Origin of the sequence: Pantoea sp. S61, assembly GCF_016625145.1 — a bacterium.
Taxonomy (GTDB): Bacteria; Pseudomonadota; Gammaproteobacteria; order Enterobacterales; family Enterobacteriaceae; genus Pantoea; species Pantoea rwandensis_B.
Genome location: NZ_JACVUO010000001.1, coordinates 986838 through 1012845, shown reverse-complemented (window position 1 = coordinate 1012845; position 26008 = coordinate 986838). Strand labels below are relative to the sequence as shown.

The following is a 26008-nucleotide window of genomic DNA, read 5'->3' as shown; positions in this document are numbered from 1 at the left end:
GCTCCCCGTTAAATTTTGAGCATTTTCACTGCGGCATCAATGTCGATCTCATCTTCGGTAAAGATCAGCGTCGTACCCTGGAAAGTGGTTACCGCCAGTTTTTTCACTGAACGCATTTCATCAGGTTTTACGTCGGTCTTAGGTTTGATGTTGTTCATCAGAATGCCCACCGACAGTACGGTGTTTTCTTTATCAATACGGGTATCAACCGGCTCTTCTTCACTGTAAACCACGAAAGATTTAATAGACGTCAGTTTCAGGCGCTCACCGGCGATAAAGATATATTTGCTGTCTGGTATCACTTTCACCGCGAAAGCGGACAAACCTTTGTTATTGGTTGTGGGTTCGAACGTCACTGCCGCATCTTTTTTAATCAGATCAGGGTTGGCGACCTTAATCACATGGAAATAACGGTTGTCTCCGTTTTCATCTTTGATAAATCCAAAACCTTTGTCCTGAAACCAGGTTGTGATCGTTCCGTTCATCGCCATTACCGCCTACTCAATCGTTAATCTAATCAGTTTTTTGCAGCGCGCAGTGTAAAGCACATTGCCTGCGCAGACTACGCCTTTGCTGTAAGTCTGGACGATAAATTTCTGCTGTGCGAGCGGGAGCCCGGGTAAAGAGGGCAAAATTCGTCAGCCCGCTGAAAATTGGTTATTATCCGCACCCACTTCACAGTCTGGCAGTCTGATGTCTACGATTATCGATACCTTTATAGCTCCGCCGTGTTCGGCAGAGATCGCGATTCTCTATCAGGATGAGCATTTGGTATTGATCGATAAACCCGCCGGTTTGCTCAGCCTTTCAGGAAAAAATCCACAAAATCTGGATTCCGTTCATCACCGACTTGTGAAGTTGTTCCCCGGCTGTACTTTGGTACATCGCCTCGATTTCGGGACATCCGGATTGATGGTGGTGGCACGCAATAAAGCCATCAACGCTATGTTGTGCCAGCAGTTTAGCCAGCGAAGCGTGACGAAAATTTATACGGCGCTATTGTGCGGACATCTGAACCGCGACCAGGGCACGATTGACGCCGCGATAGCAAAAGATCCGGCGCTGTTTCCATTGATGTCGATTTGTGCCGAGACGGGTAAACCTGCACGTTCACGCTATCAGGTGACAGAGCGCTTAATGCGCGAAGGGGATGACGGCATGCTGATACCTGTTACGCGGGTGCAGTTGATGCCAGAGACGGGGCGCACCCATCAATTACGTATTCACTGTCGGCAATTGGGCCACCCAATTCTTGGATGTGACCTGTATGGAGGATTGCTGCAGCCGGGTACGGAAAAGACACCCCGGCTGATGCTGCACGCCAGTGAACTACATTTTGTCCATCCCATTAGCGGGGAGAACATCACTGCGCGTCATGTCAGCCCGTTTTGACACGGGCTGCATTTATTACCACATCAAATCATCAGGCACTTTGAAATCTGCGTACGGATCGTCCTCATCCTGCTCTTCCTGACTCAATGCACTATTCAACACAATGCTGTCTGCATCACGCTGCGCAATTTTATCGGCTACGCTGGCGGGAATAATCGCGTATTTGCTTTCGCCACTGCTATCCGCCGCCAGGCGTGCGATTGCCAGACGACCATTGATCAACTGCGTTTGCGTGGTCTTATCCACGCTGATCTTTTTGATTAAATTGTTGTCGGTGAAGTTAAAGTCAATTGTCCCTTTAGCCACGGTGATGGCGTTCATTTCAATCAGCTGTTTAACCTGTGCCTTGTACTCTTTGGATAAAGTGGCTTGTTTCTGCTGATCGCTTAGCTGCTTATCACGCTCAATTTGCGCTTTTTTATTCTCTTCCACCGCTTCACGGGCTTCACGTGCCTGTACGCGAGACTTCTTGGCAGTGCGCTGTACTTTGGCCATTTTTTTGCTGGAGACGAGTCCAGCTTTGAGCATCTGCTCTTGTAAGGTGAGTTTTGTCATCTTCGTCTCTAAAATTCGTTAAAACCTAGCCGGATTATACCTGTAATGCGAAGGCTGATCACGGCGAGGTTTGAGATTCTGATGAATTGCCGTATCAGCGCAGGAGTACAGCGAGCAATGCAATCAGAGCTGGAAGGGCCTGCACATAAAGAATTTTTCGGCTGGCGGTCAATGCTCCGAAAATCCCGGCAATGAGCACGCAGATGAGGAAGAAGAGAGTGACAGATACGCCATTTTCGCCCAACCATAAGCCCCAGAATAAACCCGCAGCCAGAAAGCCGTTGTAGAGCCCTTGATTAGCCGCGAGCACACGGGTTTCACGCGCAAAGTCGACGCTGAGTTTAAAGGCTTTACGGCCCGTTTTCGTTTCCCAAAGAAACATCTCCAGCACCAGAATGTAGATGTGAATGACGGCGACGAGAGCAACAAGGATATTGGCTAACACGTGAGTCCTTAATTTCAACTGAGATTCTTAAAAACAAATGAGCTTCTGTCAGCATACTCTTCTTCACTTCGGTTTTGCGTTATATTGGCAGTACTAACACCCGAATATCTTTGCGAAACAGGTAACATTGGCAATGGCTCTGATCCCTAAAAACTATGCACGGCTGGAAAGCGGCTACCGTGAGAAAGCATTAAAAATCTATCCATGGGTTTGTGGACGCTGCTCACGGGAATTTGTTTACTCCAATTTGCGCGAACTCACCGTGCATCATATCGATCACGATCATACCAACAACCCGGAAGATGGCAGTAACTGGGAGTTATTGTGTCTCTTTTGTCACGACCATGAGCACTCAAAGTACACTGAAGCTGACATGTACGGCACCAGAGTGGTCGCCGGTGAAGATGCGCAGAACGATGTGGAAGCAGCAACCTACAATCCCTTCGCGGATTTAAAGTCGATGTTAAATAAAAAGAAATAAGCCTCACTGATTTCCGATGCTGCCAGCTTGCCAAATAGGGGCTGGCAGCCTCTACTGCAAGGGATTTACTGGCGTAATTTTTCTAACAACTGTTCCGCGCCTTTATCAATCCCGGTTTCAGCCGCACTGAGCGAACCGAAGGTCGCACCCACGTTCATGGCGTTGGGGTATTGTTCCGCGACGTACGCCAGTAAGAGTTCATTTGTTCCCGCATCTTTCACCTCTACGGCGAAATTAACGTATCCACTCATCAAGCCACGTCCTCCACGTACCGACTGAACGATATTGTACGGCCCCCCGGCTAAATCAAATTTTGTGAATGTGCCAATCACTTGCGGCGTGGTATCGGCGCCGGTCAGCGTCAGTTTCAATTTGAGCGCTGGAGCCGTCCCGGCTGGGGGATGGGTGTTAAATTTCTCCGCCAGCACTTCCTCAAACTTTTTATGCATATAATCAGCCAGTTGACGACGATCATCCACAGACAATTCATTAAATTGCGCATCACTCCCGCTGTAAATCTCGACCGGTTCAATGCTGATGCTATGGTATTTACTCCACTCCACGGGAGCGGCATAACGGAATGGAATGCGATCGCTGTCATCCGAAGTATTAGGCGACATACGTGATGCAGAGGCGATACCAGCATATTTCACCGGGCCGGTAGACGAACAACCGACAGCGGTAAAAGCAGCCGCGAATACAAGGCTACGACACAACGGGCTGAACAAACGACTCATCTTGAAATTCTCCGATAGCATTGATAAATGAACTGTACGGTTTAGTTAATATCAGTTAGCATCAATCTGTCAAGAAGGGGTTTCAGAGTGTGACATCGTGATGCGGGGGCAGAGAGGTGAATGCAAAACGTTTGTTTGTGTCGAGTGAAAGGCTTAACGGAAACTATGTAGGATGATGGTCGGATTAGCGGCAATTTTGTTATTGCTCTTTCGCGCCATCCGCAATCTGGGGGAGATATTTTATCTCTGGAAATTAGGCATAAAACGAGGCGGTTTTTATGCGGTCAGGGTTTGGGGAGCGCGCCTCAAACCCTTGATAATACTCCTGATGATCGACACCATTGTCGTGCTGACGCTCATTTTCAATTTGTCAGTCAGGATTCAGTTGTTTTGACCAGCACCTTTGAGGAACAACGAAACGGCGTTTTGCACCATGGCCGTCACCTCACTTATCGTATAGCTCGGCAAGGTCCGCTGAAGGAATAATTCATCGACTTCAGCTTTTACCAATGATGAAAATTGTTTGGCGCGTAAGGCTGGGTTGCCGCCGATCAATTCCCCGTTGGCGATGTGATGCTCCATCACCGCCGTCAGAGCGTCCATGCTCTCACGCACGCCGGACTCATGAAAAAGCGCGCCGATGTCGGAATGACCTGCTTCTCCAACCACCATTCTGTACAACTGTAAGGCCTTCCAGTCTGACGTCAGCGCCCCCAGCATGCCCTCGCCAAAACGCTGTAACTTCTCACTTAACAACAAGGTTTGAGTTTCCGGGTCGTTAAGTTCTTCAGCCGCATGCATCAGAAAATGAGTACTAAAACATCTGACAACAGCTTCAAAAAGGCTCTCTTTGGAGGAGAAGTAGTTATACAGGGTCGCCTTGGAACAACCAGCCTGCTTTGCAACGCTATCCATTGAGGCTCGCTCATATCCTTGTTCGAGAAACACGGCTGAAGCGGCGTTGATAATGTCAGTTCTTTTTTGTTCGGTTAGCGTGCGCATCACTCTCTCCTTTGTCGGCGATGAATATTAACAAAACCAGGTGGTTCATTAAAGGAGAGAGGAGAGTGTATTCAAATACCAATGGGCGTTTCCTAACCTTCCTTCGGACGACAGGTCAGTGGGGTCAATACCGCGCAGATATGGAAGATTATGTTTTCCATTATCTCAATTCGGTCTGTCACCCTGTCGCCGTCAGCAATGGCGGTGCAGTGGCAGAGCGCACCGACGTCAGCAACTGCTGCGTATACGCATGTACCGGTCGCTGCCAGATCTGCTGATGGTCGCCTTGCTCGACTATTTCGCCTTGATACATCACCATTACCCGATCCGCGATGTATCGTACCACCGCCAGATCGTGGGAGATAAACAGCAGTGACAGGTTACGTTGCTGTTTCAGGCTTACCAGCAGGTTTAAAATCTGCGCCTGAACCGATACATCCAGCGCTGAAACCGGTTCGTCGCAAATCAGCAAATCCGGGCTGAGTATCAACGCGCGAGCAATGCCAATGCGCTGACGCTGCCCACCTGAAAACTCATGCGGATGACGTTTCAATGCGTTAGACGGCAAACCGACTTGATCAAGTATCTCTAACACCTTGCGCTGTTGCTCATTGCGCGAGCCTCGACCGTGTACACGCAAAGGCGTCCGCAGAATCTCTTCCACCGTATGGCGAGGATTGAGTGAAGAGAACGGATCCTGAAAGATCATCTGGATGCGCGGGCGCCAGCCCGCACGCTGCCGGTTGTTAAGATGATCTATCCGCTCACCCGTGAAGTGAATCTGGCCGTTATCCGGTTTTAACAATCCTAACAGCAGGCGCGACAGCGTTGATTTACCACAGCCAGATTCGCCCACCAGCCCAAGCGTCTCTCCGGGTTGGATATGCAATGAAACATTACGCACTGAAGCGCTGCCCGCTGGCATGGAAGGATAACGAAACTGCAAGTCATCAATCGCCAGTAGCGGCGCTGCCTGCGCATCAATCGCCGATAATGGGAGGGCTTCGGGCGTCACAAGTCGCGGTGGTCCGTCTGCTTGATGCACAATCTCTGTCAGGCGGCGCTGCCGATAATGAGGTGTTTCCCCCGCATGCAGCGAAGCCGCCAGCAATCCACGGCTATAAGGGTGTTGCGGCTGATGGAATAGCGCAGCTTTAGAGCTCTCTTCGACTTTTACGCCGCGATAGAGTACAGCCACGCGGTCGGCATATTGCTCGACTAATCCGAGATCGTGAGTGATAAACAGCACGCTCATGCCAAGTTCATGGCGCAGACGATCCAGCAGTTCCAGAATCTGGCGCTGTACGGTGGCATCCAACGCGGTAGTGGGTTCATCGGCAATCAACAGTTTGGGTTCGCAGGCAATTGCCATGGCAATCATGATGCGCTGGCGCTGGCCGCCAGAGAAATGATGTGGGTAATCATCGACACGTTGCTGCGCGTGAGCAATGTTCACCTGCTCTAATAGGGTAATGGCACGCTGACGCGCCTCATGTCGGTTCAAACCCAGATGTAACTGCACGCTTTCTGCTAACTGTTGCCCAACGGTCAGCACCGGATTCAGCGAGGTCATTGGATCCTGAAAGATCATGGCGAGGGATTTGCCACGCAGACGGCGTAATGTGGCCTCCGGCTGCGCCAGTAGGTTTAACCCCTGGTAATGAATCTCACCTTCCAGCGTGGCGGCTGGCGGCGTTAAACGCAAAGCAGCCAGGGCACTGATTGATTTGCCACTGCCCGATTCGCCAACCAATGCCAGCATCTCGCCGGGTTGCACGCTGAGATTGAGATCCTGTACCGCATAACGCCCACCAAAATGGGCAGAGAAATGACGAAATTCCAGTATTGCGCTCATTGGGATACTCCTTTACGACGCGGATTGAGCCAGTCATTGATGGCATCGCCCAATAAATTCAGCGCCAGTATGGTCGCGGCCAGCGCACTGCCGGGCAGCACGGCCAGATACCAGGCGTTTTGCAACGACTGACGCCCATCGCCAATCATGCCACCCCAACTGATGCGGTTGGGATCGCTAAAGCCGAGAAAACCCAACGAGGATTCTGTCAAAATGGCATTGGCCATCATCACTGATAGCGTGACGACCAAGGTGGGCAGCAGATTGGGCAGCACCTCACTGACTAAAATACGCAGCGGGCTGTAACCCAACGTCTGTGCCGCGAGCACAAATTCCTGATGACGCAGCAGACGGCACTCTGCCCGCACCAGCCGTGCAATCATCGGCCAGCTCGCTACACCAATCGCGCCAGCAATGTAATTCACCGTGGGATGTCCAATCGCGACCAATATCACCACCAGTAAAAAAGCCGGGAAGGTCTGGAACAGCTCGCTGATACGCGTGACGATGCGGTCAGTTTTACCACCGAAATACCCAGCGCTGGCCCCTGCAATCAGGCCAATTACCACGCTCACCACTACCGCGATAGTGCCGATTTGCAGTGAAACTCGCGCGCCATGAAAAATTCCAGCGGCCACATTGCGCCCGAGCGAATCAGTACCAAGGGGAAACTGCGCATCATCACCCGGCCAGAGAAACGGTTGAGCCACCATTTCCAGCGGGTCACCGGGATACAACCCGTCGGCCAGTAATGCCATCAGCAACACGCTGGCCAGCAGCAAACTGCCCAGCATCACTTCGAGTGATCGAAACCAACGACGCCAGGCGATTAATGGCGTGAGAGAGAGTGTGAGCAGCTTCATGCGCGGCCCTCCATACGCGGGTCTATCAGGCTTTGCAGCACATCGACCAGCACATTCACAATGACCACCATAAAGGCCGACAGCAGCAGTATGCCCAGCACCACATTGAAATCACGCGCCACGATGGCTTCCATCGCCAGGCTGCCTAATCCTGGCCAACTGAACACGGTTTCAATGACGGCAGCCCCTCCCAACAGATTGCCAAAATATAACCCTGCAACGGTGGTCACCGGCGTCAGCGCGCAGCGCAGCATATGACGCAGCACGATGCGCCATGGCGCCAGACCTTTGGCGTGTGCGGTGCGAATGAAATCCTGATCGGCGACGTCCAGCAATGCGCTGCGGGTAAGGCGGGCATAAATCGCGATGAAATAACTGCTAAGCGCCAGCACCGGCAACAGCGCGTGTTGCAGTTTATCCAGCAACGTGCCACCTGCCGAGAGATTAGCGCCAATCGTTTGGTTGCCGCCGCTGGGTAGCCAGTTGAGTTGCACCGAAAACAGCAGTAACACCAACAATCCAATCCAAAAGCCGGGCAGGGAATACAGCAGCAGGTTGACCAGCGTCAGCAGACGATCCGGCCATTTATTGGCCCAGACGGCCATAACGACGCCGAAGCCAATCCCGACCAACAATGCCAAGGCTTGTGCCAGCAGCATCAGCAATAACGTATCGGGTAAACGGCCGATTATCAGCCCGGTAACATCGGTGCCAAAGCGCGGAGAATAACCAAGGCTGAAATGCGCAAGGTGCCACAGATAGTTCCAGAACTGCGTCAAAACCGGCTGATCGAGACCGTATTCGGCCCGCAGCCACGCCATGGTTTCGGCGGAGGCGCTGCCAGACTGGCTGGCCATCACATCCACCACATCGCCGGGCACCAGTTGCAACAAAATAAATACCACCAGCACGATCCCCAACGCAGCGGGAACGGCCTGGATCAGGGCATTCCGCAATGCAAATAGTACACGCAGTGTGGTGCGTGATAGCGGACCTACGGGTTGGCGGTCGGACGCGTGGCTGCGCGACATCAAAGGGTCCATTGTGCCCCCCGATCCCAATGCGAAGGGCGCAAAGCCGCCTGAAAGCTATTTACCAGCGTCAGCGTGTCATAAACCGGTAAGCCAAAGCGCGCCTGCAATAGCGCGCTAAACGGCGCAAGGTTGGTGCATTCCAAGAGCAGTGCCCCGCTGTTGGGGAAGCGTTGTAAAGCGCTAGTCGCCGCACTAAGGACTTCAACGGCCAGCGTTGCCCAGTTAACGCTGCTGTCGCCCTCCCGGATTGAGCGCACAAACTCAGAATCAGCTGGCATACCGGCCACCTGCGCCTCTGCGGGAATACCCACACGAGTGAGATATTCCGCCTTTAAGGTGCTCTCATCAAACGTCAGAATCAGTGGAGGGCGGTTAGCCGGCAGGATCTGGCGAAGGCTGACATACTGCAACAGGCTGCTGGTAACGATGGGTACCGGTGACCAGGCCGCCAGTTCCTGTTGATACCACGAAAGATAGCCGCAACTGGTGGTGAGCCCATCTACGCCGTGATCAATCAAGATCTGTGCGGCACGTTTAAACGGCTCAAGTAGTGCGTGTTCACCCAAATGGCCCATGCGCTGAGGGATGGCCTCGTCCACCACCTGATAGCGCACCGGGAAGGGCCAGGTTTGCGGATTACCAATGTCGCCCTGGTAGCGACGAAATGCGGTTTTGACCATCAGAATACCAAGGGTGGCCGGTTGATGTATGGATTGCGTCATGATTGGGATCCCTGAAAATACCGAAAGGCATAATGAGGATTGACGTTAACAAAGGGGGCTGGCAGGAAGAATGAATTAAAAGCGCAAAAGTTTTGCGCTTTTCTGATAAAGAAAACCGGCAGCCTTGATTAACCGGTTTGTTTATTATCGCGAGTGAGAATTTATTTGGCTGCCTTATCGAGCCACACGCTGGATAAATTTCCTTCCAGACCATCGGCAGTAGGAGAGTCATCATGAACATGTTTATTGCGGATGGTGATAAATTGCGGAGAGGCCAGATTTATATCCGGCAGTTCCTGCTGCACGATGTCCTGAAATTGCTGGAATTCCGCAACGCGTTTGGCCGCATCGTTCTCGGTTTGGGCCGCTTCCAGCAATTGATCAACCTGAGGATTCTGGTAATGGGAGATATTGGTGAATGGCACACCCGGACGATAGTTCTTTGACCAATACAGGCGCTGCACACCTACTGTGGGATCGTACAGGTTGGCATATTGATCGATGGAGAAGGAAAAATCGCGTTGAGTAAACACGCGAGTGGCATACGTTGACAGATCCTGCGAACGCAACGTTACCGCGATACCCACGCGAGCGAGTGCGGATCGAACAAATTCAGCGTTGCGTCGGAAGGTGTCATCGAAGGTGCTGTAATCCAGGGTGACGCGCAGGCGCACACCGTCATCACCTTTTTTGTAGCCCGCCTCATCCAGCAGCTTGTTTGCCGCCGCCAAATCGTATTGATAAGGGGAAGGCTTAGTACTGTGGAACGCTTTCAGATTTGGGCCAACCGGGGTTTCAGTAGGGGTAGCGTAACCAAAATAAACCACATTCAACAGCGCCTTGCGGTTAATGCTGTGCGCGATAGCCTGGCGAACGCGCAAGTCTTTGAACAGCTTGTCATCAAGGTTGAAGTGAATCGATGCCACGCTATTGGAGTAGTTGTAGCCTTGAGTTTCAAATTCTAATTTAGGGTTTTCCTGCAGGCGTTTCAGCTCGCTGAGCGCGACCGGTGTACGATAGCCAATATCCGCCTGACCAGTTTGCAATGCCAGTGAACGTACGGTGGGATCAGTCGAAAACTTCACGACCAACTGGTCGATATAAGGCTTTGGCGCATCCCAATAATGGGGATTGCGTTTATAGAGGATGTAGCTGCCGCGCTCCCATTTTTCAAAAATATACGGCCCGGTGCCAATCGGTGCATTGTTGTTAGGATTTTTCAGCACATCTCCGTTTTCGTAGATGTGCTTAGGCAGAATCGGCGTTTCTCCGGCGGCAAAAGCGGTAATCAGATAAGGTGCCGGATGGCTAAGCACCAGTATCGCAGTAAGATCGTCTGGCGTTTCGATGCTGGTGACATTGGCAAAGGTGGATTTGGCTCGCGGATGGGTTTTCTTCAGTAGATCGAGTGAAAAGGCGACATCAGAAGAGGTAAATGGCTGACCATCATGCCATTTCACCCCTTTGCGCAGGTGGAAGGTATAGCGCCTGCCGTCTGGGCTAATGTCCCACGAGGTGGCCAACTGTGGCAGCGGATGAAGATTATAATCGTAGGTCAATAATCCTTCATTGACCTTGGCGCTGGTGGCAATCACCGGCTGTGCGACCGTTGCCAGCGCCACCAGAGCTGAAGGCTCACTGGGTAAAATCAGTGTCAACATCCCGCCTTTCTGTGGCGTTTCTGCTTGCGCTGAAATAATACTAAGTGTTCCCATTAGTGTAATAAATAAAATCCGACTCAAGCGCCGTAATGCATTCATTTCGCGAACCCTTTTGTGAGAATAATAAACATGTTGCAGGCTCGGGGAAATTAACAGTTGAGGCTGGATTTGACTATTAAGTAAAATGGGATTGGATTGCAGTCATTCAGATATTAACATCATGTGTGGTGATAAGGTCAGGTCGCTATTTACAACGACCTGATATCCCATCACATCACAGTGATTACCACTTCATCTCGCCGGTATTCACTTTGGCACTGAGTTCCAGCGAGCTTTCATCGGGCAAATTCGGATAGGCTTTTTTCATCGCCTCAATCACTTCTGCCGAACCTTTGTGTTGCTGAAGTGCCTGTTCAAAAGTTTGCAGATAGTTAAGGGTAAATGTTACCGCACTATCACCCGCCGGACGTGCGCCGATGTAATGCCCTGGAATGACCACCTTCGGCTTGAGTTGCTGTATTTCTTTGAGCACGCTGCGCCATTGCTCACGGCTGGCGGGTGTTTGCGTATCTGCAGTCCAGACGTGAATGCCACCAGCGATGGCGGTTCCGCCCAACACGGCTTTGTTGGCGGGGATCCACAGATAGGCGGATTTATCATCCGCATGGCGCAGTTCAATACGTTCGCCATCCACGCTAAACGAATTCTGATGGGTAATCTGCGGGACATATAGCTGGTTTGGCGCGCCGCCCGGCATTTTCGGGCCCCAATAGGCTAATTTCGCCGTTTTGGTGGCCTCGATGTGTTCAACCACTGTTGGTGACGCAACAATTTTTACCTGTGGGAAGGCCTTCACAATCGGCTCGAGGCCAAAGTAGAAGTCAGGGTCGCCTGAGGTAATCACGATCTGCGTGAGTTTTTTACCGCTCGCTTTGATCATCTCCACCAGTTTTTCGCCATCTTTCGGGCTGAATTGCGCATCGACCAGCAGCGCTTCGTGTGGCCCGGTAATCAGCGTTGACGATACCGGAAACACCCCTTGTTCCTGTGGGTTGTAAACCGCCAGCTGCAGCGGGGTAGCAAATGCTGGGCTGGCTGCCAGTGTCAGCACCAACGTCAGTGACTTCATCTTCATCTCATTTTCCTTTCAATGCCAACATGGCCGGTAAGCGCACCATTGTAAGGATTTTGCTGTCTGCTAGAATTACCGCAAATAGAGATGGTCAGTTTCGTAAAACGATCAGATGGAGAGCAGATGGACAGAGTGACAGCGGCATCGGTCTTTAATCGCATCTGCGAACTTGGCAGCCTAAGTGCTGCGGCGCGAGCGCTGGCTATCTCCCGGCCGATGGTGAGTCGTTATCTGGATGAAATGGAGAAATGGGCGGGTGCACGTTTGCTGCACCGTTCATCACGTCGCCTGACCATCACCCCAGCTGGGGAAAAAGTGCTGGAGAAAACCCGCATGCTGGCACGCCTGGCTGATGAGATCACCGGGCAGGGTGAGCCGGGGGAACCACAAGGGACATTGCGCGTAGCCTGTGCGCATTCCACCGCGACCCATATTCTGGGGCCGATGATCCCGGCATTTTTGGCTCGCTATCCACTGTTGCGCATTGAGTTAGAAATCAACAACCAGCCGGTCAGCCTGGTGGGTGAGCGCATTGATGTGGCGGTCAGGATTACGGACAACCCGGAACCGGGCGCGATTGCCCGCCGTCTTGGCGAGTGTGTTTCCGTGGTGTGCGCGGCACCCGATTATTTGCGCAAGCATGGCATCCCTGAAACGCCGCAGGATTTGGGTCAGCATAACTGCCTGCACTACAGTCGCTTTGCCGGGCAGAGCTGGCAGTTCAACGATGCCAATGGCGATGCGCTGACGACCGCTGTGAGCGGCAACTTCAGCGCCGGTATCTCATCAGTATTGTGTGATGCAGCCATCGCCGGATGCGGCCTGGCCATGGTGCCAGAAATGGAAGCGCGTATCGGAATAGCCAACGGTCAGTTGCAGTGCGTGCTGCCAGACTATACGCCGAAAACCCTGGGTATTTATGGGTTGTATATGTCGCGCGAGCGCCAACCCGCCGCATTGCGGCTGTTTCTTGATGCGGTGCAGCAACAGCTGGCTTCATAAGATATGGGGTTGGATCTCAAGTAAGGCCTTGTACAGTTTTTATCTCCAGATTAGGTGATAGTATCGCCCGAAAAAAACCACTGAGTGTTAATAAGGGAGTATTCACTGGTGCGCCGGTATTTTATAAGCAGTTTTCTCATCATCGGTTTATTGGGGAGCAGTTGCCTGAGTCACGCTGAACAGACAACCGGCGCTCCGCAACTCGCGGGATTGATACGTGAGCCGCTCACATTAACCGTAACCTTGCCGAACGGGCAACACGCGGCGTTGGATGCGTATGTCACAAGACCCGATACCCCAGGCGTGTTCCCGATTGCGCTGATCACTCACGGTACTGATGGTAACGAGCAAAGCGATCGCCAACAGCTCACTCCAAACCGATTCTCTGCAGCCGCCATCACCTTTGCCCGACACGGTTATGCCGCTGTGGTGGTGATGCGTCAGGGCTATGGTCAATCGACCGGCCACAACGATTATCAAGGCAACAGCTGCGCCCATCCGCAACATGCGTTAGCAGGGAAATTGGCGCGAGAGGATCTCCTTGCGGCATTGGTGGCGATTCGTGAACAGCCATGGGCAGCACAACATCAAGCGGTGCTTGTCGGTCAATCATCCGGTGGATTTAGCGTGCTCGCCGCCAGTGCCCTGAATTCGCCCGGCGTACAGGCTATTATCAGCTTTTCAGGGGGGCGCGGTGCCATGGGTGAGGGCCAGGTTTGTGATAAAACCTCACTGCTGGCGGCGCTAAAATCTTATGGTCAAACCGCACACATCCCAACGCTCTGGCTTTACTCCGCCAATGATCAGTCGTTTTCACCCCAGCTTGGCAAGGAGATGTTTAAGGCTTACCGTCACGCAGACGCTAAGGGGAAGCTGGTCACTCTGCCGGCCTTCGGTGACGATGGACACGATTTACTGATTTCTGCACCAGAGGAATTCTGGTGGCGCAGCGTCTCGTCGTTTCTGAGCCAGCAACATTTGCCGAACCATGAAGTGGTGTCGATTTCCAAAGTCGTGCTTGCTGCACCGGCAGGATTGACCCCTTCAGGTCAACAGGCGTTCAAACATTACCTGTCAGATCGCGGCTATGAAAAAGCGTTCGCCAGCAATGGTGAAGGTGTGTGGGGAAGCGCCCACTGGGCTCGCACCCAGCAGGATGCGAACCATGAAGCGCTGGCGTATTGCGAGCAGTACCGTGAGAAAGGAGAGGCGGCTTGCACAGTCTACGCCGCTGGAGATCAGCGCTCAGCGGCGAAATGAAACACTATGCGATCGGCGTCACCTGCATAAAGTGCATGATCGCCACCAATGTGACAATCGACAGCACCGTGGAGATCAGGATTGCACCAGAAGTGATTTGTGCATCGCGTCGGTAATATTCTGCCAGCATAAAGGGGCCGGTGCCGGTGGGCAGTGCTGCCAGCAGTATCGCCATGTTGGTCAGGTCCTGCGGCAGATGGAACAGCCAAACGGCTAAGATCCAGGTCAGCAGTGGCTGCATCACTAACTTGGCAACCACCACCAGGCCCACCGTGGTGAGGCTCATTTTGGCCGCAGTGGGCAATTCGCTCACCCTGGCTTTTTGTCGGCTGGCAAGAAACACTCCTAAACACACTAGCGCGCAAGGGCTGGCCGCGCCGCCGAGCAATTTCAAGAAAGTTTCAACGCTGCCTGGCATGGTCAAATTCAAGCTGGAACACGCTGCGCCCAACAGCGGCGAGATGATCAGGGGATTTTTCAGAATGGCGCGCAGTACTTTGATCGCCAGGCGATGAAATTCACGTTCACTCTGCAAACCAATCTCGATCATCGCGATGGCAATTGCGAACAGGATACACGCCACCACAATGGTGGCCGTGGTGGTCGGGATCAGGCTGCTTTTACCAAAAATCAGTAACAACAACGGGAAACCCAGATAGCCGGTGTTGGGATAGGCGGCGGCAACGCCATCGACGCTGGCATCGGCAGTGGATTTGCCTTTGAATTTTTGGCAGGCAAACACGATAACAAATGACGCGGCGCAGGAAAGGGCAAACGCCCAGAAGAATCCCGGTTGATAAATGGTATGCCATGGCGTGTGTGCCATGATGTCAAACAGCAGCGCGGGCAGCGCCAGCCAGACCACAAATTTATTCAGTTCCGTCGCCGAGGTCGGCCCTAATACACCCAGCATGCGGCAAGCGTATCCCGCCACAATCAAGCCGAAAACCGGCAAAAGAATCAGAAACGTAGCTATCATTGTGTCCTCCCAGTAAGCTGAAGGACTCTAGTGCCTTTAGTGATGCAGATCCAATAGCAAATTTGGCCGGGATTGATACGGAAAATGAATCATGCTTGATGTGAAGCCGCTGCGGTATTTTATCGCGCTGGCAGAAGTGAAAAATTTCCACCGTGCCGCGGAACGTCTGCATCTGTCACAGCCGTCCTTAAGTCGCCATATCGCTGCACTGGAAAAAGCGGTGGGTACACAGCTGGTGGAACGCAATACGCGCCAGCTCATGCTGACGCCCGCCGGTGAGAGCTTCTACCAGGATGCACGTAAGATCCTCGAATCACTCCAGCAGGCGCAACAACTGGCGCGTGACACCGCAGCGGGCAAATCGGGTTTATTGCGCGTGGGTTTCACTATGTACTCTGCACACAGCGTGATCCCGGAATATGTGCGATTGATCCGCCATCACTTCCCCAATATTGCTCTGGAGTTGGAAGAGGCGGTCACTGAAGACCTGCCGGATAAAGTGCTGGCTGGTGAAGTCGATTTAGCGGTACTGGTGGAAGGAAGTGCACGCGTGGGCATGCAGACATTAACCGTGTTGACCGAGCCTTTATGTGTGGCCATGTCGCGCACACATCCTAAAGCGAGAAGTCGGAAATTGCAGATCGAAGATCTGCGCGAGGATCCTTTTGTGATGACTTCCGCCAGCGCGGGGAGCCGGTTAACCGCAGTGATCATGGATTATTGCCGGGCTCATGGTTTTGAACCTATGGTCAGTCTGCAAGTTCGTCTGCAACACACCATGCTTAGCCTGGTCAATGACGCCAGTTATGTGGCATTGGTGCCTTCGTCTGTTCAACAACTCAAAATGGATGGCATCGTCTTCAAACCGTTGGCGGATGCGCCACAGGTCAATCTCGCCGTTGCCTGGAGCAGTGATAACCGCAATCCCTGCCTCAACAGTTTTATAAAACTGCTCATTCAGCGACATGCACCGGTGTGAAATCGACGCCAGCCGCATGATCTTCTGCGTTCCAGCCACTATCAACAATTAAATCAGATAATTAGAAATTTAAACTTCCAGCAACCAGTGGCGGTTTCAGCCTGAAATCGCCACAAATACGGCATCGTGCTGTTCAAAAAATGAGCCAATATTTACTTTATCATTAAGCCAATTTTAATCTTCACCACGTAGAGTGCCCTCACAGTCACAACCATCAGTAAACGAAGTCAGAATTGCCGAGGCCCGACAGAACTCCTGTTATTTGCCCGCGTCTACAGAGCGTACTGAGCTGTGTGTTATCCGCTGGAGAGTAGCTTTGCTGCGACTATTATTTCTGTTGATGGGTGGACCGGCATTAAGAGCGGGTTGGCCTTATCTCGCCGGGCTTGGCCTGCTGTGCACGAGTGCCAGCGCCGGGATCGCTATGGATTTGTTGCAACATGGAAGTTTATCGTTACCTTTGCATATTTTAGGGGTATTGCTGGCGGTAGAAGGGTTAGCCGAAGCGATGGGGGCAATCTATTCACCCGCCGGTATTGCCTGGCCACTCCTGATGAAATCTGCTGGGTTGATGCTGTTTGGCGTCCTGGTATTCATTGCACCGCATGACAGTAGCTTCTGTTTATCACTGGGCTATGCGTTGATTTTTCTTTTGGATGGCGGTTTTCGTGTTATCTCATGCAGCCTGATGCGCTGCCGACGCTGGACGCGAAAGTTCGGCCTGGGATGCGCAGAAATCCTGTTCAGTGTCCTGATTGCCACCCATTGGCCGCTGGCACCGCATGTGATTGTGCCACTGTGTTTTGCACTTTTGCTGGCAGGTTGGGGCATCAATCTATTGTTTATGGGAGCGCAAATTCATGCGCTGCCAGACAACACCAGTGTTACCGCACTGCCTCTCTTTACCCGCAAAGGGCTGCGTGCGCGGCATGGATTGAATTATGAACATCCGCCGCTGCAGGCTGGGCATGCCAGTGTGCCGCTCAATGTCTACATCTGGACGCCGCTGGGTTCGGGCGATGTCGCCGGACGTCGTCCATGGTTTGACCGTTGGGTAGCGGCGATTGACCATCGCGGTGAAGTGTCAACCGGTCACACGTCTTTAGAGATGGGGGAAGAACTCTATATCAGTCTTTACCCGGTTGATGACGTCTCGCGCAGCTTGCGCGGTTTCCTGCAAACGCTATGCGCAAAAGAGGAGTTTGACGTTGAGGGCTGCTTGCTGCCATCACTGGACAGTGAGATCAAAAGGTGGTGTCGTCCGGATAAACGTCTGGTTCTCACGCACTACAATCAGGCAGCATTGCGCAATTACTGGCGCACGAATGCAACGGATACCCGCTATAACCTCACATCACGCAACTGTTCGACCAGCGTAATACAGGCACTGGATGTAGCCACTGAAGGCTTGTTAGGTGAACAGGGTTTAAAAGGTCTTTGGGTTCTCCTCAATCCCGATTTTTGGTTGTTGAGTCTGGTACGCAGTCGTGCTGAGGGTATGACCTGGACGCCAGGACTGGTGATGGACTACTGCATTTTGCTGCGCCGGGTGCTGGAAGCCAATGAGCAAACCAGCCGATATCGCAAAATCCTTAACCGTTTGAGAGTCGAAATGCTGGGCGCACGGATGGTCGTGCGCAGTTTGTTACGCTAACTGTTTGAACGTAGAACTCAGGTAAAACCATGTTGTCGCAGAATGGTTTTGGCCGCTGCGCTACTGAGAAAGGTGGCGAGGGGGGCGGCTGAGTGTGTGAGCATTGCCCAGGCATATTCCGCCTGAATGTTGAACGGTTTAGGGATGAGAAATACCTGCAAATGTGAATGATGAATTAAGCGTGGGGCATAGCTGGCGTAGCCAATGAAGAGATCTGCGTGCTTTTGGTCGATTAACCATTGTGCTGCCAGTTCGCCCGTTGGGACAGCCAGACTATCGATGCCGCCCACCAGCTGACGCGCGCGCTGCTTCAAACGTTCCCCCCAGCCCGGATAAGCCTGTTCGATCTTGCCAAATAGCTGCCAGGTGTAATCACCGGAAGGGTCGCTTAACGGCGTTGATGTCGCCAGCCGCAGATCGTCACGTTGTAAAAGTGACAGCCAGGTGCTGTTTTTGGTGACAACGTCACGCCTGGCGGTCAAACATAAGCTGTTTGCGGTAAACTTACCGGTGTCGGTTGCCAGGCCGCGCTGTAAAAGCGTGGCCGGATGATGAAGATTGGCGGAGGCAAACAGATCGCAGCGTTCACCTTGCTCAATCCTCTGCCGAAGCAGGCCAGCTGGTCCAAATTGGGTGTCGGTCGTCAGGCCAGACTGATGATGAAAGGCTGTCATCAGATCCGGCCAGACACCGCGCAGGCTACCGGCTGCCAGAATGTGTAGCGTTGTCATGATAGGCGGTCCGATAAAAATGCTGATACCAGCGATCAGCCTGCTGTTGCATATCAATATCGCGGAATTTTTCCGGATAGAGTTTCTTCGCCATCCAAAATTCGCCTAAGCCGATGGCTTCTGGCATCGGATAGCCCCAGGCTTTGGCATATTCTGGCATCAACCAAACCCGATGATGCTTCACCGCGTCAATGGTGCGCCAGCGAGGGTCCTGTTGAATTTCATCCACCACCTGCGGATACCGATCCTGGACAAAAATCACCTGAGGGTTCCACGCCACAACTTGTTCCATACTCACTTGCTTGAAACCTTGCACGGTCGATGCCGCGACGTTGTAGGCGCCCGCGTGCGACATCATCAATCCGGTATATTTGCCAGAACCATAAGTGGTGAGATCCGGATTGGCCATATAAGCGCGAACACGCTGTTGCTCAGTTAACCCTTGCAGACGATCGCTCACCTGTTTACGTCCGGCAAACGCCGCCGCAATCAGCTCTTTTGCCTGTTGCTGCTTATTCACCACCTCGCCAATCAAGGTAATGCCTTCTGTGATACCCAGATCGTAGGCCTGATCCTCATTCTGCATGCTGGGGTTGATCTTGCCTTGTTGTCCCGCATCGTCATGGCGTAAAGAAATCGCCAATACCGGAATGCCCAGCGCCGAAATCTGGTCAATCATCTCTTTTGGCGCGTAGTTGGTGACAAACACCACCTGCGGATGCAGCGCCACCAATTTTTCTAAATCGACGTGGGTCAGATCGCCCAGCATGGCTTTCTGCGTCAGCTCTGGCACCAGTTGCGCGTAGCCATCACCTAACTGTTGCTTCCAGTTCGCGAGGATGCCGACGATCTTATCGGTCGCATTGAGTTGCACCAGCAGATTCAGCGTTTGGTGCTGAAGTACCACCACGCGATCAACCTGATCAGGGATCGTCACCTGGCGGCCAATCTGATCGGTCACCACCCGACTGGCGAAGGTGTTTAAAGAGGTAAAGGTGAGTAAGCCCGCCAGAATCAGGCGGTTAAGCGTTGTGTTCATGAGTTATTCCTGCAGCGTAATGCACAGGATTATATAGCGCTAATTTGCAGACGCCTATGACTGATTATGCGGCACGCAGTCGTCGGAGGACATGGCACAGCGTCATCTGCTACTATATCGGCCCAATTGCAGCGTGATCCGCTGTCAATTTTCACCTGTCAAATCAAAACAAAAGTCATCGGGCGAATCAACCTGCATGGCGGTGGAGTAGTGGTTGTTATGTTGCACGATTTAGGAATTATTAATGTCTGGACGTTTCTGGCGGGTGCGCTGGTGATTATTCTGTTGCCCGGCCCGAACAGTTTATACGTGCTGCGTACCGGGATGAGCCGCGGTGCTAAAGCGGCGTCTAAGGCGATAGCAGGGGTGATGATGGGTGACCTGATTCTGATCTTCCTTGCCTGGGCCGGTGTCGCCACGCTGATTCGCACCAGTCCGCACATTTTTATGGTGGTGAAGTATTTAGGCGCAATGTTCCTGCTCTATCTGGGTGTAAAGATTATTCTGGGTGCATTGCGCAAACGTGAAGGTCATCAGCCCGCTGATGCCGTCAAAGTCGAGAACTATTTCCTGCGTGCGCTGTTGCTGGGCGTGACGAATCCGAAAGCCATACTGTTCTATGTCTCATTTTTCATTCAGTTTATTGATCCGGCTGTCACGCATACTGCGCCCGCCTTTGCGGTGCTGGGTTCAATGATTCAAGTGATCAGCCTGAGCTATTACCTGATTTTACTGATGGCAGGCAGTGTGATGGTTCGCTTCCTGAAGAATCGCACGCGTCTGGTCAAGCTGGGCAATATGCTGACGGGCATGCTGTTCTTTGGTTTTGCTGTGCGCTTGATGAGTGCACAAAGTTAATTTTATTCCCATCGCTACTCTTCAGGAAACAGCAGGAAAACCTGCTGTTTCCCTTTTCGGGTAGCATTTAAATCATTCCTGGCTTTTCTACTCCCACCTAAATTTGTTGTGACCCGCCCAGCTTTTTTCTTTTTAATTATTCGACGTCCTTCATCTGCAGGATATTGTTTGCCATAGTGCAGTGCACTATTCGCGTGCACCGTTAGGGCGCAGAAAACATTAACCACTGCGGACACCAGCGGCTATTTAACTGGCATCACTCTTGCATATTCTTGTATATACATGAGTGTATCACTTATCGCTAACACCCAATGATCATAACAGAAGGAAATAACTATGTTTTCTCTCCATGCTGTGAAGAAATCGGTTTCTCATGTTTGCTGCTTAGGTTTATTCACACTTGCGGCGCATTCTGTTTATGCCGCGGAAGCAGCCCCGGTAAAAATGGGGGTTGAACCCTGGTTGGGTTACGGTCAGTGGCACATCGCCTCGGCAAAAGACCTTTTTGCCAAATCGGGATTGAACAAGGTTGAAGTCATCAACTTCGCCGAGGACAAAGATATTAATGCCGCACTGGCGAGTGGTCAGATTGATGCCGCTAACATCGCCACGCACACCGCAATGGGGATGATTTCTGCCGGGCTGCCGGTAAAAATCGTCCTGGTGCTGGATCAGAGCAACACGGCAGACGCCATTCTGGCGAGCAAAGAGATCGGCAGCGTCAAGGATCTCAAAGGCAAACAGGTGGCATATGAAGAGGGCACCACCAGTGACATTTTGTTGCGCAGCGCACTGGCTTCGGCAGGATTATCCTTTAGTGATATTAAACCTGTGCCGATGCCTGCAGCTTCCGCTGGCAGCGCCATCCTTGCTGGACGAGTCCCCGTAGCAGTGACTTATGAGCCGTACCTCAGCGTGGCAAAGAAATCAGACCCCAATATTAAAATGCTGTATAGCGGATCTTCCGATCCAGGTTTAATCAGTGACGTGCTGGTCGTGCGTGATGATTTTATTAAAAGCCACCCGGATGAAATCAAAGCATTAATTAAAACCTGGGGTGCTGCGCTCGATTTTTATAACGCAAATATGACTGAAGGTCGCGCCATTATTTCTAAAGCGGTGGGCGCTACGCCCGCGGATCTCGATACCGCCTTTGATGGAGTGAAATATTTTACCTTAGATGAAAACAAAGCCTTCCTGTCACATGATTTCACCAGCAAAACGTTCCCACATATTTTAAAAGCGGCAACGGATGCCGGGATTGTGACCCAACCGGTGACGCCTGCTCAAACTATTGATGCAGAGTTTGCCAATCAGCAGTAAGCGTTGATACCGCCTCTTTGCTGGATTATCCAGCGAAGAGGCATGGAAATCAGGAGGGGGCATGAGTTCAGTTGAGTTGCAGCGGGTTAATCGGCAAGCGCAGAAAAAACGCCGTCGGAGTCATCTTTTAACTATTGGTAAAGAGCCAACGCGAGCCCAGTTCTTAACTATCGCGATTCTGGTGTTCGTGTGTCTGATTCTGGCCTGGTGGCTGGCTACCTCCTCAGGGGCAATCAAGCCTATTTTTCTACCGGGTATTGAGCGCGTCTGGCATCAGATGGTGACGCTGGCACAGAACGGTACGTTACAAAGTGATATCGCCAGCAGCCTGTATCGTATGGTGATTGCGTTTGCTATCTCCTCGATCATGGCGATTTTCATTGGGGTTCTGGCGGGTTGCTACGGTTTGTTCAAGGCCATAGTCGAACCTCTGGTCGATTTTATTCGCTATATGCCGGTGGTGGCGTTCGTCCCTCTGACCATTTTATGGACGGGCACTGACGATATTCAAAAATTCCTCGTGATCTGGATTGGTACCTTTTTTCAGCAGGTACTGATGATGATCGATGCCATCAAGCGCGTTCCACCTGATTTCGTTGGGCTGGGTCGCACCCTTGGTTTATCCGACCGCAAAATATTACTGCGAATTGTCATCCCCTCAGCTTTACCCGCGATTTGGGATGCATTGCGCATCAGCCTTGGTTGGGCATGGACGTGGTTAGTGCTGGCAGAATTGGTGGCTTCAACCTCGGGTTTGGGCTACCGGATTGTGGTTTCCCAACGCTATTTCCAGACCGACACCATCATTGGCTACATCCTGTTGCTGGGGCTGCTGGGCCTGATTACCGATCAAATCATGCGCGCTGCTGAGCGTGTACTGTTCCGTTACAACCGGAGGCGTTCCTGATGGCGAGCTTAACGATGAATCAACTGGAAAAGAGTTTCGCACAGGGGAAATCTCGTCGTCGCGTGCTGCACGGTATCGACCTGACGCTCAATGACAACGAGTTTGTCTCCATTGTGGGGGCTTCCGGCTGCGGCAAAAGCACACTGCTATCGATTGCGGCCGGTCTGGAAGAGTTTGACAGTGGCGATGTGCTGGTGGATGGGCAACCGATTTCCGGCCCAGGACTGGATCGCGGCGTAGTATTTCAATCTTACACACTACTGCCGTGGCTGACGGCGCGCGGCAATATCGAATTTGCCTTAAAGGCTGCGGGCACACCCAGCAGCCAGTGCCGGGAAATTGCGCAGCAACACCTGGATTTGGTGAAACTCGGTGATGCCGCCGATCGCTGGCCCAGCGAGCTCTCAGGTGGGATGAAACAGCGTGTGGCTATCGCCCGCGCGCTTTCGTACCGCCCCAAAATTCTGTTAATGGATGAGCCTTTTGGCGCGCTGGATGCCATGACACGTCATCAGATGCAGCAGTTACTGATTGAGATCTGGGAAAAGCATCGCCTGACGGTGATGTTTGTCACGCACGATATTGAGGAAGCCGTCAGGCTATCAGATCGCATTGTCGTGATGGGCCCGGGGAAAATCGATACCACCTTCGCGGTGAACTTACCGCGCCCACGTCATGAGGGTATCAATCGTGTACCGGAATTTATCGAGCTGCAGCATCAGGTACTGAGCCGCATTCACCAACACGAATTCACGCACTGACAATATTGAGGATTCACTATGGCCGTTTCATTTCATGATCTGTCAACGTCTGACGTATTACCTGAGCAGCTGTTCAAACGCACCGAATCTGATCTGTCGAGTTTTGCCGAAAAGGTGAAACCGATTATTGAAGCGGTCAGAACTGAAGGGGATCAGGCGTTAATTCGTTTTGCCCGTGAATTTGATGGCGTGCAGCCAGAAACCTTTGCCATTAAGGCTGACCAACAGGAGTTCGATGCGGCATTCGAACGCGTTGATCCGCAGGTGATCGACTCGATCCGTTTCGCGGTGGAGAATATTCGTGCTTTCCATGAAGCACAGAAGCCTGAAGAAATGTGGTGGAAAGAGATGCGTCCTGGCGCTTTTGCCGGTGACCGCCATGTTCCGATTGATGCCGTGGCATGTTATGTCCCACGCGGTAAGGGCTCATTTCCCAGCGTATTGCTGATGACAACCATTCCCGCCATTGTCGCCGGTGTGCCCCTGCCAATCGTGATTACGCCGCCAGGCCCGGATGGCACGGTTGATGACGCAACATTGGTTGCTGCGCGGTTGGTGGGGATTGAGCACGTCTACAAATGTGGCGGAGCACAAGGGGTGGCTGCCGTGGCGTACGGCACGGAATCCATCCCGAAATGTTTAAAGATTGTGGGTCCCGGCAGTCCCTGGGTGGTGGCCGCCAAACGTCAGCTCGCGCATTTGATCGATCCCGGCGTGCCAGCGGGCCCAAGCGAAAGCCTGATCTTAGCGGATGACTCGGCGAAGGGGGCGTTGGCGGCACTCGATCTGATTATCGAATCCGAACATGGGCCGGATAGCTCAGCCTATCTGGTGACGTCCAGCCGTCGTGTGGCGGAAGAGGCCATCGCCGCGCTGCCGGGCTACTGGCAGCAAATTGGTGAGAAAAGGGCCGATTTTTCCCAGCGCGTACTCTGTGGCGACCACGGCGGCGTGATACTCACCAAAGACTTCGCCACGGCGATTGAATTCGTCAATGCGTACGCCCCGGAACATCTCGAAGTGCTGGCGCATGAACCGATGGATGTGATGATGAAAATCCGCAATGCCGGTGAAATTCTGCTGGGAGAGCATTCGCCGATTGTACTGGGTAACTTCGTGCTCGGCCCCAATGCGGTGTTGCCGACCAATGGGGCGGCAAAAACCGCAGGGCCGCTCTCGGTGTTTGACTACATGAAACGGATGTCTATCGCGTATATCACTAGCCGGGGCTATCAGGAATTGGCGCCAAAAGCGAAACGTTTTGCGGAATATGAAGGGTTCCCTGGCCATGCTTTAGCGGTGTCAGACGTCCGACAGACCTTGCTGAAAGGTGATCGCGATGAGTGATCGCCTGCGTCCTCCACTTGCGGCGGAAGCGCGTCGTTTAACCAAAGAAAACCAGTGGGAACGGGCCAGCGAGAAACTTCAGCAGCTGATCGCGGATGTCACGGGGATCGAAGCCCTCAGCCTGCAGATCAACCGCGATCAATACAGCCTGAACTCGTTAAATGGTCGCGTGGTGCTCGCGGATGGGCGCACGCTGTTTTTCAAATTCCATCACGAGGAAGGGGAAGAGCACACCATTGATGAGTATTATCGCGCTGAACTGCTGCGGGAGCACGGTTTCGCTGTCGATGTCCCGGTCTACACCTGCGGTGAGCCAGGGCGCCAGATTCTGCTGTATTGCTTACGCAACGATCAGCGTCTGGCGGATGCGTGCCGTGAGGTGGAATCCAGCGTGGACGGGGCGCAATCAACAGCGATCATTGAGGCTCAGCGTCGCGCCGATAGCGATATTCTCGCTCACACCTTGCCCACGTTACGCATGGCAACGGCGGCTGAAGTGGCCGCCGAATCTATTCATCAATTGTTCTGGAATCGACTGGTTTCCGAGGGTGATCGGGATGGATTAGGCGGGCGAGTGGCGCAGTTCTATGTTGGGCAACGCTTTACGCTGGGCGAGGTGCAGCTCGATTGGGAGACCCTGAGTCAGATGCACTGGCAGGTCAACGGCGTATTCTATCCACAGACACTCCATCAACTGTTTCTGGCCGCGGGACAAGTGCTGAACCCTGCTGCGCTGGCGTCACACGGTGTGGTGGTGGCGCATGGTGATGCACACAATGCCAACGTGTGGTACGAAACGCAGCACGCCGAGCCTAAATTAGTGAGTTTCGACCCTGCTTTTGCCGGTAGCAATATTCCCGCCTTGCTGGCTGAAATCAAAGCCACTTTCCATAACATTTATGCACATCCATGCTGGTTGTATGAACCTGACGATGCCGCTGCCCGCTATCAGGTTAACGTGCGGTGCGAAGGCGACAGGCTGATTGTTGATCATGACTGGCAACTCAGCCCATTACGTCGCGCCTTTCTGACGAGTAAAGGGGATCTGTACTGGAAGCCTTTGCTTGCAGACCTGCAGAAGAAAGGCTGGTTACCCGGCAACTGGCAACAGATCCTGCGGCTGGCGCTGTTTTGCTGCCCAACGCTGGTCATGAATCTACGTGCCGGCTCATCCAGTCAACACAACCCGACCAGCTCAGCGATTGGTTTCTCGGTAGCGGTAATGCTGGCGTGCGGCGGAGAGGATGAATTCACCCACTGGATCGACAGCCTGATCACGGAGAACTGAT

27 protein-coding genes are annotated in these 26008 nt (G+C 52.6%); 13 read left to right on the top strand and 14 right to left on the bottom strand.

All coding sequences use genetic code 11. The features are described from left to right. Positions 1-8: 8 nt before the first annotated feature. Positions 9-491, bottom strand: coding sequence for a cold-shock protein (locus tag IAE30_RS04990; protein WP_045832459.1), 483 nt, complete (start codon positions 489-491; stop codon positions 9-11). Between the two features lie 202 nt (positions 492-693). Between IAE30_RS04990 and IAE30_RS04985 the strand changes: the two genes are divergently transcribed. Continuing rightward, positions 694-1392 carry an RluA family pseudouridine synthase gene (locus IAE30_RS04985; RefSeq protein WP_200677706.1) on the top strand — a complete coding sequence of 233 codons (699 nt, stop codon included), beginning with the start codon at positions 694-696 and terminating at the stop codon, positions 1390-1392. Positions 1393-1407: 15 nt separating this feature from the next. Here IAE30_RS04985 and IAE30_RS04980 read toward each other — a convergent pair whose 3' ends face one another. Both IAE30_RS04980 and IAE30_RS04975 read right to left on the bottom strand, forming a co-directional pair. Further along, complete coding sequence (locus IAE30_RS04980) at positions 1408-1947, bottom strand: DUF2058 domain-containing protein (protein ID WP_200677708.1); 540 nt, start codon at positions 1945-1947, stop codon at positions 1408-1410. A gap of 94 nt (positions 1948-2041) precedes the next feature. Continuing rightward, positions 2042-2392, bottom strand: coding sequence for a DUF1304 domain-containing protein (locus IAE30_RS04975; RefSeq protein WP_200677710.1), 351 nt, complete (start codon positions 2390-2392; stop codon positions 2042-2044). 133 nt (positions 2393-2525) lie between these two features. Between IAE30_RS04975 and yajD the strand changes: the two genes are divergently transcribed. Continuing rightward, entirely contained in the window at positions 2526-2873 is a 348-nt protein-coding gene (gene yajD, locus IAE30_RS04970) for an HNH nuclease YajD (RefSeq protein WP_034824111.1), read from the top strand. A 65-nt stretch (positions 2874-2938) separates the two neighbouring features. Here yajD and IAE30_RS04965 read toward each other — a convergent pair whose 3' ends face one another. Beyond that, positions 2939-3610, bottom strand: coding sequence for a DUF3313 domain-containing protein (locus IAE30_RS04965; RefSeq protein ID WP_200677712.1), 672 nt, complete (start codon positions 3608-3610; stop codon positions 2939-2941). Between the two features lie 172 nt (positions 3611-3782). Between IAE30_RS04965 and IAE30_RS04960 the strand changes: the two genes are divergently transcribed. After that, positions 3783-4004, top strand: a complete 222-nt coding sequence (locus IAE30_RS04960) for a hypothetical protein (RefSeq protein ID WP_200677714.1) — start codon at positions 3783-3785, stop codon at positions 4002-4004. Here IAE30_RS04960 and IAE30_RS04955 read toward each other — a convergent pair. From IAE30_RS04955 to IAE30_RS04925, 7 genes are all read right to left on the bottom strand, one after another. Further along, positions 3992-4612 (bottom strand): TetR/AcrR family transcriptional regulator, encoded by a 621-nt coding sequence (locus IAE30_RS04955; protein ID WP_200677716.1) that lies wholly within the window; start codon positions 4610-4612, stop codon positions 3992-3994. The two genes, IAE30_RS04960 and IAE30_RS04955, sit on opposite strands and share 13 nt — an antisense overlap. 178 nt (positions 4613-4790) lie before the next feature. Next, entirely contained in the window at positions 4791-6467 is a 1677-nt protein-coding gene (locus tag IAE30_RS04950) for an ABC transporter ATP-binding protein (protein WP_200677718.1), read from the bottom strand. Further along, complete coding sequence (locus tag IAE30_RS04945; RefSeq protein WP_200677720.1) at positions 6464-7330, bottom strand: ABC transporter permease; 867 nt, start codon at positions 7328-7330, stop codon at positions 6464-6466. The genes IAE30_RS04950 and IAE30_RS04945 overlap by 4 nt, the downstream gene beginning before the upstream one ends. Then, complete coding sequence (locus tag IAE30_RS04940) at positions 7327-8361, bottom strand: ABC transporter permease (RefSeq protein ID WP_234472643.1); 1035 nt, start codon at positions 8359-8361, stop codon at positions 7327-7329. The genes IAE30_RS04945 and IAE30_RS04940 overlap by 4 nt, the downstream gene beginning before the upstream one ends. After that, positions 8361-9086 carry an aspartate/glutamate racemase family protein gene (locus IAE30_RS04935; RefSeq protein ID WP_200677722.1) on the bottom strand — a complete coding sequence of 242 codons (726 nt, stop codon included), beginning with the start codon at positions 9084-9086 and terminating at the stop codon, positions 8361-8363. The genes IAE30_RS04940 and IAE30_RS04935 overlap by 1 nt, the downstream gene beginning before the upstream one ends. A gap of 161 nt (positions 9087-9247) precedes the next feature. Continuing rightward, positions 9248-10846 (bottom strand): ABC transporter substrate-binding protein, encoded by a 1599-nt coding sequence (locus tag IAE30_RS04930; protein WP_200677724.1) that lies wholly within the window; start codon positions 10844-10846, stop codon positions 9248-9250. A 184-nt stretch (positions 10847-11030) separates the two neighbouring features. Next, complete coding sequence (locus IAE30_RS04925; protein ID WP_200677726.1) at positions 11031-11882, bottom strand: Vmh family MBL fold metallo-hydrolase; 852 nt, start codon at positions 11880-11882, stop codon at positions 11031-11033. A 120-nt stretch (positions 11883-12002) separates the two neighbouring features. Here IAE30_RS04925 and IAE30_RS04920 point away from each other — a divergent pair, with 120 nt between their 5' ends. Both IAE30_RS04920 and IAE30_RS04915 read left to right on the top strand, forming a co-directional pair. Further along, entirely contained in the window at positions 12003-12881 is an 879-nt protein-coding gene (locus IAE30_RS04920) for a LysR family transcriptional regulator (RefSeq protein ID WP_200538439.1), read from the top strand. Positions 12882-12989: 108 nt separating this feature from the next. Next, positions 12990-14141, top strand: a complete 1152-nt coding sequence (locus tag IAE30_RS04915) for a dienelactone hydrolase family protein (RefSeq protein WP_370585426.1) — start codon at positions 12990-12992, stop codon at positions 14139-14141. A gap of 4 nt (positions 14142-14145) precedes the next feature. Here IAE30_RS04915 and IAE30_RS04910 read toward each other — a convergent pair whose 3' ends face one another. Continuing rightward, positions 14146-15120, bottom strand: coding sequence for an AEC family transporter (locus IAE30_RS04910; RefSeq protein ID WP_045815615.1), 975 nt, complete (start codon positions 15118-15120; stop codon positions 14146-14148). A gap of 91 nt (positions 15121-15211) precedes the next feature. Here IAE30_RS04910 and IAE30_RS04905 point away from each other — a divergent pair, with 91 nt between their 5' ends. Then, the gene (locus IAE30_RS04905; RefSeq protein ID WP_200677728.1) at positions 15212-16099 is read left to right on the top strand and encodes a LysR substrate-binding domain-containing protein; all 888 of its coding nucleotides are present in this window, start codon (positions 15212-15214) and stop codon (positions 16097-16099) included. A gap of 316 nt (positions 16100-16415) precedes the next feature. Further along, positions 16416-17753 (top strand): DUF4105 domain-containing protein, encoded by a 1338-nt coding sequence (locus IAE30_RS04900; protein WP_200677730.1) that lies wholly within the window; start codon positions 16416-16418, stop codon positions 17751-17753. A 17-nt stretch (positions 17754-17770) separates the two neighbouring features. Here the strand turns inward: IAE30_RS04900 and modA are convergent, their stop codons facing one another. Then, positions 17771-18484 (bottom strand): molybdate ABC transporter substrate-binding protein, encoded by a 714-nt coding sequence (gene modA / locus IAE30_RS04895; protein ID WP_200677732.1) that lies wholly within the window; start codon positions 18482-18484, stop codon positions 17771-17773. Beyond that, complete coding sequence (locus IAE30_RS04890; RefSeq protein WP_200677734.1) at positions 18453-19523, bottom strand: ABC transporter substrate-binding protein; 1071 nt, start codon at positions 19521-19523, stop codon at positions 18453-18455. Before IAE30_RS04890 ends, modA begins: the two co-directional genes overlap by 32 nt. 219 nt (positions 19524-19742) lie before the next feature. Between IAE30_RS04890 and leuE the strand changes: the two genes are divergently transcribed. From leuE to IAE30_RS04860, 6 genes are all read left to right on the top strand, one after another. Beyond that, on the top strand, positions 19743-20381 hold the full coding sequence (gene leuE / locus IAE30_RS04885; RefSeq protein WP_200677736.1) for a leucine efflux protein LeuE: 639 nt from the start codon (positions 19743-19745) through the stop codon (positions 20379-20381). Between the two features lie 336 nt (positions 20382-20717). Then, positions 20718-21704 (top strand): ABC transporter substrate-binding protein, encoded by a 987-nt coding sequence (locus IAE30_RS04880; RefSeq protein WP_200677738.1) that lies wholly within the window; start codon positions 20718-20720, stop codon positions 21702-21704. 61 nt (positions 21705-21765) lie between these two features. Next, positions 21766-22611, top strand: coding sequence for an ABC transporter permease (locus IAE30_RS04875; protein WP_200677740.1), 846 nt, complete (start codon positions 21766-21768; stop codon positions 22609-22611). Beyond that, positions 22611-23372, top strand: a complete 762-nt coding sequence (locus tag IAE30_RS04870; RefSeq protein WP_200677742.1) for an ABC transporter ATP-binding protein — start codon at positions 22611-22613, stop codon at positions 23370-23372. The genes IAE30_RS04875 and IAE30_RS04870 overlap by 1 nt, the downstream gene beginning before the upstream one ends. 18 nt (positions 23373-23390) lie before the next feature. Next, a complete protein-coding gene (gene hisD / locus IAE30_RS04865; RefSeq protein WP_200677744.1) occupies positions 23391-24719 on the top strand; it encodes a histidinol dehydrogenase in 1329 nt (442 codons plus the stop codon). Then, positions 24712-26007, top strand: coding sequence for a hypothetical protein (locus tag IAE30_RS04860; RefSeq protein WP_200677754.1), 1296 nt, complete (start codon positions 24712-24714; stop codon positions 26005-26007). The genes hisD and IAE30_RS04860 overlap by 8 nt, the downstream gene beginning before the upstream one ends. The last annotated feature ends 1 nt before the right edge of the window (position 26008 follow it).